This is a genomic window from Psychromarinibacter sp. S121, assembly GCF_049801035.1.
In the GTDB taxonomy this organism is placed as follows: domain Bacteria; phylum Pseudomonadota; class Alphaproteobacteria; order Rhodobacterales; family Rhodobacteraceae; genus Psychromarinibacter.
Genome location: NZ_JBNAGE010000001.1, coordinates 1,482,172 through 1,496,470, shown reverse-complemented (window position 1 = coordinate 1,496,470; position 14,299 = coordinate 1,482,172). Strand labels below are relative to the sequence as shown.

Annotated in this window: 13 protein-coding genes and 1 tRNA gene; 3 read left to right on the top strand and 11 right to left on the bottom strand. The window is 67.0% G+C overall.

The features are described 5' to 3' along the window. From ACP156_RS07255 to ACP156_RS07210, 10 genes are all read right to left on the bottom strand, one after another. Entirely contained in the window at positions 1–705 is a 705-nt protein-coding gene (locus tag ACP156_RS07255) for a Hint domain-containing protein (RefSeq protein ID WP_425050597.1), read from the bottom strand. A 509-nt stretch (positions 706–1,214) separates the two neighbouring features. After that, positions 1,215–2,486: a glycerate kinase type-2 family protein gene (locus tag ACP156_RS07250; RefSeq protein WP_425050596.1), complete on the bottom strand. Its 1,272-nt coding sequence runs from the start codon at positions 2,484–2,486 to the stop codon at positions 1,215–1,217. Positions 2,487–2,543: 57 nt separating this feature from the next. Next, on the bottom strand, positions 2,544–3,839 hold the full coding sequence (locus ACP156_RS07245) for a TRAP transporter large permease (RefSeq protein ID WP_425050595.1): 1,296 nt from the start codon (positions 3,837–3,839) through the stop codon (positions 2,544–2,546). Beyond that, entirely contained in the window at positions 3,836–4,327 is a 492-nt protein-coding gene (locus tag ACP156_RS07240; RefSeq protein WP_425050594.1) for a TRAP transporter small permease, read from the bottom strand. Before ACP156_RS07240 ends, ACP156_RS07245 begins: the two co-directional genes overlap by 4 nt. Positions 4,328–4,395: 68 nt before the next feature. Beyond that, a complete protein-coding gene (locus ACP156_RS07235) occupies positions 4,396–5,400 on the bottom strand; it encodes a TRAP transporter substrate-binding protein (protein WP_425050593.1) in 1,005 nt (334 codons plus the stop codon). 42 nt (positions 5,401–5,442) lie between these two features. Then, complete coding sequence (locus ACP156_RS07230; protein ID WP_425050592.1) at positions 5,443–6,627, bottom strand: CaiB/BaiF CoA transferase family protein; 1,185 nt, start codon at positions 6,625–6,627, stop codon at positions 5,443–5,445. Continuing rightward, positions 6,624–7,640 (bottom strand): CoA transferase, encoded by a 1,017-nt coding sequence (locus ACP156_RS07225; RefSeq protein WP_425050591.1) that lies wholly within the window; start codon positions 7,638–7,640, stop codon positions 6,624–6,626. Before ACP156_RS07225 ends, ACP156_RS07230 begins: the two co-directional genes overlap by 4 nt. After that, complete coding sequence (locus ACP156_RS07220; protein WP_425050590.1) at positions 7,637–8,815, bottom strand: CaiB/BaiF CoA transferase family protein; 1,179 nt, start codon at positions 8,813–8,815, stop codon at positions 7,637–7,639. The genes ACP156_RS07225 and ACP156_RS07220 overlap by 4 nt, the downstream gene beginning before the upstream one ends. Further along, complete coding sequence (locus ACP156_RS07215) at positions 8,815–10,068, bottom strand: 2-hydroxyacyl-CoA dehydratase (RefSeq protein ID WP_425050589.1); 1,254 nt, start codon at positions 10,066–10,068, stop codon at positions 8,815–8,817. Before ACP156_RS07215 ends, ACP156_RS07220 begins: the two co-directional genes overlap by 1 nt. After that, positions 10,065–11,159 (bottom strand): hypothetical protein, encoded by a 1,095-nt coding sequence (locus tag ACP156_RS07210; RefSeq protein ID WP_425050588.1) that lies wholly within the window; start codon positions 11,157–11,159, stop codon positions 10,065–10,067. The genes ACP156_RS07215 and ACP156_RS07210 overlap by 4 nt, the downstream gene beginning before the upstream one ends. Positions 11,160–11,260: 101 nt before the next feature. Here ACP156_RS07210 and ACP156_RS07205 point away from each other — a divergent pair, with 101 nt between their 5' ends. After that, positions 11,261–11,743 (top strand): MarR family winged helix-turn-helix transcriptional regulator, encoded by a 483-nt coding sequence (locus tag ACP156_RS07205; protein ID WP_425050587.1) that lies wholly within the window; start codon positions 11,261–11,263, stop codon positions 11,741–11,743. Positions 11,744–11,848: 105 nt separating this feature from the next. Next, positions 11,849–13,006 carry a CaiB/BaiF CoA transferase family protein gene (locus ACP156_RS07200; RefSeq protein ID WP_425050586.1) on the top strand — a complete coding sequence of 386 codons (1,158 nt, stop codon included), beginning with the start codon at positions 11,849–11,851 and terminating at the stop codon, positions 13,004–13,006. 43 nt (positions 13,007–13,049) lie between these two features. Here ACP156_RS07200 and ACP156_RS07195 read toward each other — a convergent pair. Then, positions 13,050–13,126 (bottom strand) — tRNA-Arg (locus tag ACP156_RS07195). Positions 13,127–13,242: 116 nt separating this feature from the next. On the opposite strand from ACP156_RS07195, the gene ACP156_RS07190 reads away from it, so the two are divergent. Beyond that, positions 13,243–14,256: a methyltransferase gene (locus ACP156_RS07190; RefSeq protein WP_425050585.1), complete on the top strand. Its 1,014-nt coding sequence runs from the start codon at positions 13,243–13,245 to the stop codon at positions 14,254–14,256. The last annotated feature ends 43 nt before the right edge of the window (positions 14,257–14,299 follow it).

The following is a 14,299-nucleotide window of genomic DNA, read 5'->3' as shown; positions in this document are numbered from 1 at the left end:
TCACGAATGAAGCCGTCGGGCCTCGGTCGGGGTCAGCACGCGGCGCGCGGCCAGAAAGCCCGCCTGCCCGCTTGCGGCGCGAAGTTCGGGGAACAGCTGGAAGATCTCCTGCCGCTGCGCGGTGCCGATCCCCCGCAACGCGGTGTCGCCCGGCTGGAAGCTTTCCGACCACGCGCCATCGGACAGCACGACCTCGTGTCGGTCGAACATGAAATGGATGTAGGTGACCCGGTCCTGACGCGCCTGATGGACGCCCCGGTTGTTGATCAGGTGCTTCGCGGCGCACAGCACCTCGCGTTCCTCGAAATACAGCGCGGTCATCTCCGAGGCGACCAGAACGCGGTGGTTCGGGCTGAGGTACATATCGCGCGACGGCAGGTCGTTCCCCAGCGCGCCCTTGCGGATCAGCACCGGCTGAAGGTGCGGCTTGGCGGCCATGTCCTCGGGCCCCAGCGCGCGCGAGCCGATCCAGCGGATTTCCTGAAAGCCGTTGTCGCGCGTCATCACCCGGTCGCCGAGTTGCAGATCCTCGACCGCGACGGCGCCCCGTGTGGTTGCGATCATCGTGCCCGGCGTGAAGCACGGTGTTTCCGACATGCTGTCGTTTCCGGCGCGACGTGCCGGGTCGGCCGGCGCCCGAACGGCGCGGTCGGTGTCGCAATCATCGCAAGCCGCAAGCGGCATGTGAACGTCGTCGAACGTCATGAACGGATCCCTTTGCGCCTTATGTCCGGCAGCACCGGACGGCGCCCCTCTTCGAAGCAGCTAAGACCAAGCTAGCGGGCGGGAACGGTCTTACGGAAGGTGAATATGTCTGAAATGGGGCAAATTCCGGTCACCTTTGGGCGGGATTTTCCTTGGTTTTCAATGCGGGATTCATCCAATGGTTGCGCAATTGAGGCAGCAACCGATACGCGGAAAACCGTCCGTTCCGACCGAAAATGCGCTTTAACCAAGCGCAGGCCCCTGCAAGAACTGGAAAATCCACCTCGGCATCGGCAAACCGTGATTTTCGGCGCCCCGGACGCGGCGCGGGAACGGTTCGAGCTCGGGAGCCGGCGCCGTCGCCCGCCACGCCTTCGCCGCATTTGGCGGCGCCGGCAGCGCAATTGTTCGCAGGCCCGGCCTTATCCCGAATGCCGTTCGGGGATTGTGTCGACTTCAGTCGGCAAGGAATTGAAATACCGTCCGAATCAAAGCCCCGGAAGGGCCGGTCAGCGGATCAGGATCGCGCGGAAATCGTTGACGTTGGTGCCGGTCGGACCCGGCGCGAAGATATCGCCCGCCGCATCGAACGCGCCCCATGCATCGTGCGCGGCAAGCGCGTCGTCCGGTGCGATGCCCGCCGCCCGCATCCGCGCCGCGCTGCCACCGGTGGCGAAGGAGCCCGCGTTGTCTTCGGACCCGTCGATCCCGTCGGTGTCGGCGGCGAGCGCCGCCAGACCCTCCATCCCGTCGACCTCCAACAGCCACGACAGCAGGAACTCGGTATTCCGCCCGCCGCGTCCGCCCTTGGCGTTGCCCAGCGTGACGGTCGTCTCGCCGCCCGACAGCAGGACAACGGGCCGGGTAAAGGGCCGGTCACGCAGCAGAACCTCACGCGACAGGGCAGCGATCAGCTTGCCGACCTCGCGGGACTCGCCTTCGATGGCGTCCGACAGGATCGCGGCCTTCACCCCCTCGGCTTCCGCCACAGCCGCCGCCGCCTCCAGCGAGCGGGCGGCAGAGGCGATGACGTGGACCTCGTTGCGGGCAAAAACCGGATCGTCGGGCTTCGGGGCATCCTCGGCGGCGTCCTCGAGAAAGGCCGCGACCTTCGGCGGCAGGGTCATCCCGTAGGACTTCACCAGCCGCAACGCCGAGGCGCGGTCCTGTCCGCACGGCACCGTTGGCCCCGAGGCGACCTGCGCCGGGTCGTCGCCCGGCACGTCCGAGACGATCAGGCTGACCACCTTGGCCGGATGGGCCGCCGCCGCTAGACGTCCGCCCTTGATCCCGCTCACCTGCTTGCGGATCGCGTTCATCGCCGAAATCGGCGCGCCCGAGGCCAGCAACACCTGATTGAGCGCCGCCTCGTCTTCCAGCGTCAACGCGCCCGGCGGTGCAGGCAGCAGGGCCGAGCCGCCGCCGCAAACCAGCGCGACGACCAGATCGTCCTCGGTCAGCCCCTCGACCGCAGCCAGCAATGCACGCGCCGCCACTTGCCCGGCGGCGTCCGGCACGGGATGGGCGGCCTCAAGCACTTTCAGCGACTTGCACGGCGCGGCATAGCCGTAGCGCGTGACGATCACGCCCTCGACCGGGCCGTCCCACAGCTCTTCGAAGGCCGCCGCCATCTGCGCCGCGCCCTTGCCCGCGCCGATCACCACGGTGCGGCCCTTGGGCTTTGCGGGAAGCACGGCGGCCATAGCCTGTTTCGGGTCCGCCGCGGCAACGGCGGCGTCGAACATGCGGGTCAGAAGATCGCGGTCAGCATCGGAAATCATGCACCGAAATGAGCATGGTTCCGGCACGAGGTCACGCCGAAACTGGGGCTTTGGGGGTCACAGGCCGGGAAGCCACAACACCAGTGCCGGGAAAGCCAGCAACAGCACGACGTGGATCACGTCCGTCACCACGAAAGGCGCGGTGCCGCGGAAGATCTTCGACAAGGGAATATCCCTCGCCACGCCGGACAGCACGTAAACGTTCATTCCCACCGGCGGCGTGATCAGCGCGATCTCGGTCATCCGCACCACCAGCACGCCGAACAGCACCGCGTCATAGCCAAGCCCGGTCACCAGCGGGAAGAACAGCGGCACCGTCAGCGTCATCATCGCCGAGGCGTCAAGGATCATGCCAAGGAAGAAATACACCAGCAGGATCAGCACAAGGATCGCAAGCGGCGGCCAGTCCATCGAGGTGACCCAGCCCACGATGTTCAGCGGGATCGTCGTCACCGTGATGAAGGCGTTGAACACCAGAGCGCCAAGAAGGATGCCGAAGATCATGCCGGTGGTCTTCAGCGTCTCGTAGGCTGCCTTCCGCACCGCGCCGAAATCCAGCCGCCCCCGCACACCCGCGATCACCAGCGCGCCGAATGCCCCCATTGCGCCGGCCTCGGTCGGGGTGAAGAAGCCCCAGATGATGCCGCCCATCACGAAGCCGAACAGAAAGATCACGTCGCCGGTCTTGCGGAAGCCCCGCAGCCGCTCGGACCAGCCGAACCGCGGCCCGGCGGGACCGGCGGCGGGGTTCATCCGGCACTGGATGGCGATCGAGATCATGTAGAACACCGCCAGCAGCACGCCCGGAATGATCCCGGCCGCGAACATGTCGCCGATCGAGGTCTCGGTCAGGATGCCATAGATGATGAACATGCCGGAAGGCGGGATGAGACTGCCGATGGTGCCCCCCGCCGCGACGCTGCCCGAGGCAAGCGAGACCGAGTAGCCGTGCTTGCGCATCTCCGGCAGGGCGATAAGCCCCATCGTCGCCGTCGTCGCCAGCGACGAGGCGTTGACCGCCGAGAACCCGGCCGACGCCCCGACCGTCGCCATCGCCAGCCCGCCCTTGCGATGGCCAAGACAGCGGGCGGCGAAGTCATACAGGTCCTGCCCGATGCCCGAGGCGAACAGGATATGCGCCATGAACAGGAACAGCGGCACGGTTCCGATGGCGTAGTTGGTGGAAAGGTCGAACGCCACGACGCCCACCTTGATGAAGGCCGCGTGGAACGAGATCAGAAGCCCGAAGCCCAGGGCCCCGACCAGCCCCATGGCAAAGCCGATGGGCATTCCGAAGGCGAGCATCAAGAACAGCGCCCCGATGCCGACGAAACCGGCGGCGATAGGTGTCATTCGGTCACGTCCTTGCCGAGAAGGGATTGCACCGCGCGCAGCAGGATCACCGCGATCACCAGCACGATGCCGGCGAACATGATCCACCGGAACGGCGCGACGGGGATGTCGAGGATGGGCGAGGTCTCGCCCTGTGCGCTGCGGCGCAGGACTTCCTCGAGCGCAGCGTAGGCGACGATGCCCCAGAAGCCGAGGCTGAGCAGCAACACGATGCCATGCACGATCTGCGCCACGCGTTTCGGGAAGGTCTGGGTCAGCAACTCGACCCGCGTATGCGCCCCGGTCCACGCGGCATAGGCCAGCGCGCAGCAGACGGCGGGGATCAGCAGCAGTTCGGCCAGAACGTAGGTGCCCGGAAACGCGACCCGCACCGCGCGGAAGCCGACGGTCACCACCGTCAGCGCCATCAGCGCCACCAGCGACAGCACGCCGATGAACGCCGCCACGCGCACCAGCGCGCCCACTCCCCTGTCGATCCCGTTCAACACGCCCTGCCTCCGTTGCTTGTCGGTCCGGGGGCGGCGCCCGCCCCCGGTTCGGTCTCAGCCTGCGCGCGTCACTCGCCGTAGGCGGCGCGGATCTTCTCCAGCACCTCGGTGCCGGGCTTGCCCATGCCGTCGAGTTCGGCGGCCACCTCGGCGATCGCCGGGGCGAAGGCCTTGGCGTATTCGGCCACCACCGCCTCGTCGACCGGGTTGAACACGACGCCTTCTTCCTCTCCATAGGCGCGGCCGACCTCTTCGGCCTCCTGCGACAGTTCCAGCGTCCGCGCGCTTAGCCACGCGGTATTGTCGTCGAAGATCTTCTGGATGTCCTCTGGCAGTCCGTCCCACACCGCCTGATTGATGCCGCGCGACGGATAGGCGCCCCGGCTGTGCGGCAGTTCGGAGTAATAGCTGACCACCTCGGCGAAGCTCAGCGATTTCAGCGCCTCGTACGGAGCGATCACGCCATCCAGCACGCCCTTTTCAAGCGAGGGATAGGTCTCGGTCATCGGCATCGTCACGCCCTCGGCCCCGAAAGCGGCAAGCGGGCCAATGAAGTCCACCGCCGAACGGATACGCAGCCCCTTCAGATCGTCCAGCGTGTTGACCGGACCGCCGCGCAGCAACAGGTGCATCGGAGTCCCGACGTTGTAGCCGACCACGTGCACGCCCTCGAGTTCCTCGGAAAACACCGGGAATTCCTCGACAAGGTCCATATAGACGTCCAGCACCTTCTCGGGATCGGTGTAGCCGTAGAACATGCCCGGCACGAGGCGGTTCATGTCATAGCCCGAGCGCGCGTAAATAGGCGCGATATAGGCCGCGTCGGCGACGCCGGCGGCCAGTTCGTCGACCCCTTCGCGGCTGGTGATCAGCGCGCGGCCCCAGTAGGGCGTGATGTCGACGCGCCCGCCGGACTGTTCCTCGATCCGGGCGATCCATTCCGCGTCTGCGGCACCGTAGGGGTGCGTCTCGGTATAGGGCGAGGCGTAGGTCAGGTTGAATTCGGCCGCGAAAGCCGGAGCCGCGCCAAGGCACAGGGCCAGGACTGCGGATGTAAGCTTGAGGTTACCCATGTCGATCCTCCCTTAGGGTTCAAGCACCAATGGTTGCAGGCTTCACGCCCGCTCTTGTTGCGGCGTGGTCTCCTCCGGGGACAGCGCCGAAATCTCCTGTTCCGTCAGGCCGATGGCTTGCAGCACTTCGGCCGTATGCGTGCCGGGCATGACGGCGGCGGTCGCAGGCGCGGCCTCGCCCAGCCGGACCGGCGCGCCAAGCTGGCGCAGCGGCGGGCCGCCGGGGGCCTCGACCGTCACCACCATGCCACGTGCGTTCAGATGCGGGTCGTCCAGCGCCTCGGTCACCGAGTTGACCGGCGCGAACTGGGTGCCGGCCTGTCCCAGAACCGCCAGCCAGTAATCACGAGGCTTGGTGGCAAACACGGCCTGAAGCCCGTCGCGGATCTCGGCCCGGCGGGCGGGGTCCAGTTGCCACGGAATGAACTCGGGGTGTCCCATCGTCTTGCAGAACGTCGCCCAATAGCGCGGCTCCATGTCGGTGGTGCACAGCCACGCCCCGTCGGCGCATTCCCACAGGCCCAGATCCGCCCGCCGGGTGCCACGCGCGGGGGCGTCTTCGGGGTTCTCGAACCGCGCGATGATGTTGGACACCAGCGTCATCGCGCAGTCGGTCATCGACACGTCGACATGCCGCCCCTGCCCCGTGCGCTTCGCCTCGGTCAGCGCGGCAAGCGTCGCGAACGCCGCATGGCTGCCGGTGATGATGTCCGCCGAGGGCACGCCGGGCAGACCGGGTGCGTCCGGATCCTCGCCGGTGCGGCTGAGCACGCCGGACAGGGCCAGCGCCACCGGGTCATGGCCGGGCTTGTCGCGGTAGGGACCGGTCTGGCCGCACAGCGTCAGGCTGGTGAACACAAGCGCCGGGTTTTCCTTCCTAAGATCGTCGTAGCCCAGCCCCAGCGAGGCCAGAACGCCGGGGCGGTAATCCTCGACGACCACGTCCACCGTCGCGGCCAGCCTGCGCAGCGCGGATTGCGCCGCGGGGTCGCCAAGGTCCAGCTTCACCGACTTCTTGCCCCGCGCCAGCATATCCCGCGCGCGCTGGCGTTTGCGGCCCTCGTCGTCCAACCGGTCCCAGCCGAACACCTTCGCCTGCTTCGCCAGCTCACGCGGATGCTCGACGCGGATCACCTCGGCGCCCTGATCGGCCAAGAGCCACGTGCAATACGGCCCCGGCAGAAGCCGCGAGAAGTCCAGAACGCGGATACCGGCCAGAACGGTCATGACGCCACCGCGCCGGGCTGATGAACCGCGAACAGCGGCCCCGGCAAGCGGCGGCCCTCGGCGTCCTTGTGGAACATGCCGCGCGCCTGCATCTGCGGGCTGTCGGGCACCTCGGCCAGCTTGGTGATGGGCGACAGGCCCCAGCCGGCCTCTAGCGACATACGACCAAGGTCGGCGCGGGTGTGACGGGCGAAGAACGCGGCGATCAGGCCCTGCCAGCGTTCGATCACGTCCTGATCGGTGTCGGCCACAAGGATCGCGTCCCAGTCGACCTGCGCCAGTTCGCCCGCGCCGCCGTCGGCCTCCATCGCGCGGACCACGGCGCGCATCATGCCGGGATTGTCGATCATCGACCACGTCACGTGCCCGTCGGCGCAGGGCCAGACCTGCCGAACGCCAGACTTGCCGCGCACCAGCATGTTGCCACGGCGCGTACCGATGCGCCCGGTCCAGTCGTACATCACCGCCTCGCGGTAGTTCGCCAGCGCCGCCGATTGCAGCGCGGACAGCGTGATCCGCTGGCCCTTGCCGGTGGTCCGCCGCGCCCGAAGCCCCATCAGCGCCGCCGTCGCCGCCTGAATACCGGTCAGCGCGTAGGCCTGCTCGCCCGGCAGTCGCAAAGGCGGCTTGTGAGGTTCGCCCGTGACCGCCATCAGCCCCGAGGCCGCCATCAGCGTCAGATCGGTCACCGGACGCTGCGGCTGCCCTTCGGGCCAGCCGGTCACGACGACATGGATCAGCCGGTCATGCTGCGCAGCGAGAGCGTCTCGCTCGGGGTTCTCGGGCGCGCTGCGGCGGTCGTCGAGAAGAATGTCGGCCCAGCCCAGCAGCGTCGGAAGATCGTCGGTGCTTTCGCGCATCCCCTGATGCCACGCGGCGGCACGCCCACGCGTCATGTCGTCCGCCGAACGGAACAGCACCACATCCGCCCCGAGCCGCGCCAGAATCGAGCCGCCGAAATCCGCGAGTTTGTCGGCGATAACAACAACATTGTTGCCCTGAAGCATGGTCATGCCAGCACCTCTTCTTCCGCCAGACGGCGCACGTCGTCCTGACCTATGAGGCGCCCGAACACCGCATCGTTGTCGGCGCCCAGACACGGCGCGGGCCCGACGGCCCACGGGGTCAGCGACAGGTGATAGGGCGGCGCGGGCATCTTCGAGGGGCCAAGCACCGGGTGGTCGACGGTCACGAAATGCTGCGCAGCATTCAGCGCCGGATGCTGCGACAGCTCACGACCGTCCAGAACGCCGCCCGCAGCGACACCGGCAGCGACCAGCGCCGCCTCCAATTCCGTTTTATCCGCCACCTCAGTCACTTCCGAGATCGCCGCATCGATTGCTGCACCTTCGGCGCGGCGACCTTCAGCCGTTTCCCAGCCATGCTGCGGTGCAACATCCAGCACCGCGCACAACGCCTGCCACTGGCCGTCATCCTCGCAGGCGATGGCAATCCACTGATCGTCGCCCGCGCAGCGATAGACCCCATGCGGCGCCATCAGCGGATCGGAATTCGCGGGCTTCTTGGCGGGCGGGTCGGCGAAGAGGTCGGACGCGACATGCACCATCGCCTCGATCTGGCTGACATCAACGTGGCACCCCTGCCCCGTCCGGTCACGCTGTTCCAGCGCCGACAGGATCGCGACGGTCAGCATCATCGGCGCCACCACGTCGCCATAGGCATAGGGCGGCATGTGCGGGTCGCTTCCCGGCCAACCTGTCACGTCGGCGCTGCCCGAATAGGCCGCGGCCGAGTTGCCATAGCCCCGGAACCCGCCAAGCGGTCCGGTCTTTCCGGCGACCGACACGCTGGCAAGGATGATATCCGGCTTGATCGCCTGCAACTCGGGATAGCTCAGCCCGATCCGCTCCATGAAGCCCGGCCCGAAATTCTCGACCACCACGTCCGCCCATCCGACCAGCTTGCGCGCCACGTCGACGCCCCTCGGGTCGGACAGGTTGATGGTCACGCTTTGCTTCGAGGTGTTGGTCTGCGCGAAAAAGGCCGAGGCGTCGGGGTTGCGGCTTTCGCCCCTGGCGAAAGGCGGCGACTTGCGGCCAAGGTCCAGACGGCGGGCGGATTCGATCTTCACCACGGTCGCGCCATTGTCCGCCAGATCCTTGGTCGAACGCGGCCCCGCGCCCACCCAGCTGAAATCGGCGATCTTCAGACCGTCCAGCGCGCCCATCACGCGACCTCCCTTGCGTAGTCGTCCAGTTCCGCAGCCACCCGCGCGACCATCGCCTCGCGGTCCCATTGGCGCGGGTCGACCATATCGGACCACACCTCGATCACCCGGACGCCCGCCGCCTCCAGCGCACGTTTGGCGAACAGCGAGCCATAGCCCGAGAACCGGTCATGTTCGGGGATCAGCATCAGCGCCACGTCGATGCGGAATTTCCGAGCCTGCTCGACCATCCATGCGTTCACCCAAGGCGGTTGGTGCAGTTGTTCGTTCATCGAGCACACCCGCGCCGCAAGCGCCCGCAAAGGGTCGCCGTGATCGGTGCGGATATAGCCGTCAGCGGCGAACGGCAGGTACATCGACCATGCGAAGACCGCGCCGTGGCTGTCCTCGAACGCGCGGTAAAACGATGTATCGAACCACAGCCCCGCCCCGATCCACATCATCCGGATGCGCTCGTTCGGACACTCGGCATGCCCCTCTGCGACCCGCTCCGCCACCTCGTCACGGAACCGCGCCGCGTGGTCCAGCGCCCAGTCCGAGCCGCGGTGCCACTGGGGGATCATCACGTTCGGCATCTGCTCGGAGATGCGCATCGGCACCTTCGGCGCTTCGGCAATCAGCGTTGCGACCTCGTCGAAGATACGCTCTTGCGCATCGATCCGCGCCATGTAGCCGGCAAAGCCGTCTTCGTCGAAGCTGCCGCCCGTTCGGCTTTCGATCTCTGCGATCAGGTCGCGCATCTCGGCCACCAGCAGGTCCAGCCGGTCCGCGCCGTAGAACGCCTCCCACCCATCGCGGGCCTTCAGCCACCAGTCGGGATCCGGGTCCGGCACCGCGGGCGCCGACAGCAGATGCAGCGGCGCGCCGCTGAGTTCGGACCACAACTGGAATATCCGCCCATGCTCGTCCGAGCTTTGCCGCGCGCACAAAAGCGCCGGTGCAGGCAGTCCGCCCCACGGCTGGCGATCGGGGTCGCCTTCCAGCGCGGCCACCAGCGGCAGGCTGGAATAACGCGGCAAATGCGCGTGAAAGCCCATCTCTTCCATGCGGTCGAAATAGTAGGGCGCCTGCTGTTTGGCCGAGATCACCGCCGACCACCATTGGTTGGTGACCATCGGCATGTCCATGAAATGAAACAACTCGTGCGGCGTGTCGGCGTTCACGAAGGCAAAGGACGCACCGTCGAGGATCTGCTGGCGCAGCCCCTTCAGCCAGCCCTTCTGATAGTCGGTCGCCGCCGCTGCCGCCGTCATGCCAGCGCCTCCGCCAAGGTGGTCTCTGCCGCCGCGATCCAGTCCGCACCGGGGCGGAACGGGCGGAAGCCGAGGTTCACGAACACCCGCCCCGTCTTTGCCGCATGGGCGGCAAGCATCGGGATGTCCCAGCCGAAGCTGTCGTCGTTGCGGTCGACCGAGGCGACGATCACGTCGCAGCCCGCCACCGCCTCGCGCAGCGCCCGGCTGTAGCGGGCCGGAGGATTGGCGCGCACGTGCAGCGGATCGGCCGCGATGTCCGCCAGCAGCGCGGCGGCGTCCGGAGCGTCCTTGCCGGCGCGCTCCCATCCGTGGCCGTAGGGCTGAAGATCGGCGACGACATTGCCATGGCCGGCGCAGATCCGGTGCAACACCGGGATATCGCAGGCCGTCCCGACCAGCGCAATGTGCAGGGATGCGGGGGGCGCGGTCTCGGGAAGCTGGTTTAGCAGGTCCGCGTGTGCCTCTGGTGCCAGCCAGCGCCCGGCGTTGCGCCAGACAAAACCGTCGGGCCCCGCTGGCACCCGCGCCAACGCGGCTGCGCGCCGCGCTTCGGACGCCTGCGCGGCAGCGAAATCGCGGTCGGTCGATACAAGCGCATCCAGCACCGCATCCAGCCGCGCCAGTTCGGTCCGGTTGTACGCCGCCGCAGCGGCGCTGTCGGAATGCACCATGTTCCACAGGTGGAACCGTGGCCCCGTCGATTCGATCATCCCCAATCGCCGCATCTCTGTCGCGTATTGATAGGCCGCAAGCGCCGCCACGTCGCCGCGCGCGAAGACGACCAGCGAAAGCGCGTCGAACGCCCCCGCGGCAAGGCGATGCAGGAAACGCGCGGTGAAATCGTCAAGGAAGGGCTCGGCCACGCTGTCGACCGCCGTCACGCGCGGACCGTCCGTTGCGTCCGCCAGCGGCGGCGCCTTCACATCCACCACCATCGCCCCGGCCGAGCGGACCAGCGTCGCGGGCAGACCGGCGCCGAACAGCCCGACCACGGGCGCGCCGCCTGCCTCGAGTCCGTCCAGCCGCTCTGCGAAAGCGCGTTCCAGCTCTGTCACGGGGGTCACGGCGAGTCCTCCCAGCTCATCCATTGGTTCAATCTGGAAACTATTATCATCCCTGAGTCAACACCCTTTGTTTGACAGCCAGGGACCACCCCGCTACCGATCTGGAAAACGCGGGAAGGACCCAGATGACGGAAGCGGCCGCACCAGAGGCGCCAGAGGACGAGGTTTCTCTCGGCCATCTCGCGAAGGACATCTTCTTCGTCATGCGGGCGCTGCGCGCGCATCTGGCGCGGGAAAACGCCAGCCTGTTCGAACGGCACGACGTCGCCAGCGGCGAGATCGCCATCGTCAGCCTGATTGGCCTGAATCCCGGAATCAGCCAGAAACAACTGGCCGAAACCGTCGTGCTGAAGAAGTCCGCGCTGACCAAGGTGGTCAACCATCTGGAACAGACCGGCATCATCGAGCGCCGGAAGGAAGCGGACGACAAGCGGTTCAACGCCCTGCACCTGACCGAACGCGGCGAGGCTTTGCGTGCGGCGATGACCCCCGACATGCTGGCGCAGCAGGAACAGGTGCTTTCGGCCCTCAGCGCCGCCGAACGCGGCATGCTGTTCGAATTGCTGTGGCGTGTGATCGACGACAATCGGTCCGAAGCCCCCGGCTGACACGGCCCGAACAGCCCCGCCCCGCTGCGGCATGGGTTGACAAGCTCTCTCATTATGGTTTCCATTTGAAACTATAAGGCTCTCGAGCCGGAGGGAGGAGAAACCATGGCGCAACCGCTTGCCGGTGTCCGCATCGCGGATTTCAGCCACGTCATCGCCGGGCCGCTGGCCACGCAGTTCCTGCGGCTGCTGGGCGCCGAGGTGATCAAGGTCGAACCGGCGCAAGGTGACGCGATGCGGTTCTACACCCACACCCCGGGCCGCGCCGGAATGGCCGAACCCTTCGTGGGCGCGAACGCGGGCAAAAGGTCGGTGGTGCTGGACCTGAAAACCGCCGAGGGCCGCGCGCAGGCGCGCGCGCTGACCGGAACCTGCGATATCTTCGTCGAGAATTTCCGCCCCGGCGTCGCCGCACGGCTGGGCCTTGGCGCGGATGACCTGACCGCCGCATTCCCCTCGCTGATCTACTGCTCGGTCTCCGGCTTCGGTCAGACCGGACCGATGCGGGACTTCCCCGCCATCGACCAGGTGATCCAAAGCGTATCGGGCCTGATGAGCCTGTCGGGACACGAGGGCGACCCCGCCGAACGCATCGGCTTTCCCATCGTCGACACCTACAGCGCCCTGCTGACCGCCTTCGCGATCCTTGCCGCCTACACCCAGCGGCAGGCCGACCCCGAGCGGCGGGGACAGGTCATCGACGTGTCGATGCTGGATGCCACGCTGGTCATGATGAGCTCGGTCGTCGGGCCGCTGCTGATGTCGGGTCAGAAACCGGTCCGGGCGGGCAACCGGGGCTTTTCCGGCGCGCCCACCGCCGACACTTTCGCCACCGGCGACGGAGAGATCACCATCGGCGCAGTCCAGCAGGTGCAGGTCGAACGCCTGTTTCGCGCGATGGATCTTGCCGGTCTCATTGACGATCCCCGCTTTGCCGACCGCGACGCGCGGCTGGCCAATGACCCGGCGCTGCAAGAGATCCTGCGCGCCCGCTTTGCCGAGAAATCCGCCCTGGAGTGGGAAGAGATCCTGTCCGCCGCCGGTGTCCCCGCAGGCAAGGTCCGCGCGCTGGACGAGGCGCTGGCCTTCGACCAGATCCGCGACCGCGACCTGTTCCTTGACCTGCCCGGCGGCACGGACCGCGTGATGAACGCAGGCTTCCGCTTCGCCCATGACGGTCCCGGCCTGAACGCGCCGGCCCCGAAGCTGGGCGAACACACCGAGGACGTTCTTGCGGAGATCGCGCAAAAGCGCAGCGCCTGAGCCGATTGGCCCGAGGTCTGTCAGACTTCGACGGAATGGCAATTGGCGCACCCGATAGGATTCGAACCTATGGCCTCTGCCTTCGGAGGGCAGCGCTCTATCCAGCTGAGCTACGGGTGCCTTGGCTGCCCCTATATCGGGCAGTTGGAACCGGTGCAATGGGTATTGGCCCCCGAAACCTGTCATCTCGGGACCCGGGTTGTTAACGTCGCCACGTCACAACACAGGAGACAAGTATGACCTTGGCCACCGAAGCCCATGAAATCTCTGATATTGCTTTCGGATTCATGGGGTCGAAGGCGCTTTTCGCGGCGATCGAGTTCGGCTTTTTCGACCATCTCGCGGGCGGTCCGATGACCGCCGAGGAGCTGGGCGACAAATCCGGCATCCACCCTGAACGCACCCGCACCCTGCTGACCTCGCTTGCGGGGCTGGGCCTGGTCGGAGTGAAGGACGGCATCTACGAGAATTCCCCCGCCGCAGCCGCCTTTCTGGTCAAGGGCCAGAAGTACGATTTCAGCGATTACCTTGAACTGCAGGTCGGCAAGCAGATGTACGCGCTGATGGATCAGCTTGTGCCGGCCCTGAAGGATGAGCTGCCCGAGGGCGCGACGGGATCCTATGCCGAGTGGTTCTCGGACCCGGAAGAGGCGCGGGTCTATTCCGACAGCCAGCATGCGGGCTCGTTGGGTCCGGCGCGGGCGCTGACCAAGCGGCTGGACCTGTCCGGCGCGAAGCGGATGCTGGACGTGGGCGGCGGTACCGGCGCCTTCTCGATCACCTTCTGCAAGGCGTTCCCCGATCTGACCTCGACCATCGTGGACTTCCCGAACGTGGTCGCCGTGGGTCGCGAGAAACTGGCCGAGGCCGGGCTGACCGACCGGATCGACTATGTCGAGGCGGACGCCACCGGGTTCGACTGGCCGGGAGATCAGGACGTGGTGCTGATGTCTTACTTGCTGTCGGGCGTCCCGGCCGAGATGCACGCCCCGATGTTCGAGGCGGCGATGAAGGTCATGAAGCCCGGCGCGACGCTGCTGGTGCATGATTTCATCGTCGAGGCCGACCGCAGCGGACCGGCGCTGACCGCGCTCTGGCAGTTGCAGCATACGGCGTTCACGCCGCACGCGGCCTCGCTGGACGCGGGTAGCCTTGCGGCGGCGCTGGAACAGGCCGGGTTCGCGGATGTCTCGGTGGGCCCGATGATCCCCGAGATGACGATGCTGGCGACGGCGAAGAAACCCGCGTAAGCCTGACTGGAGTGGCAGAACTTTCTAGAAAGTTCTGCCTGTT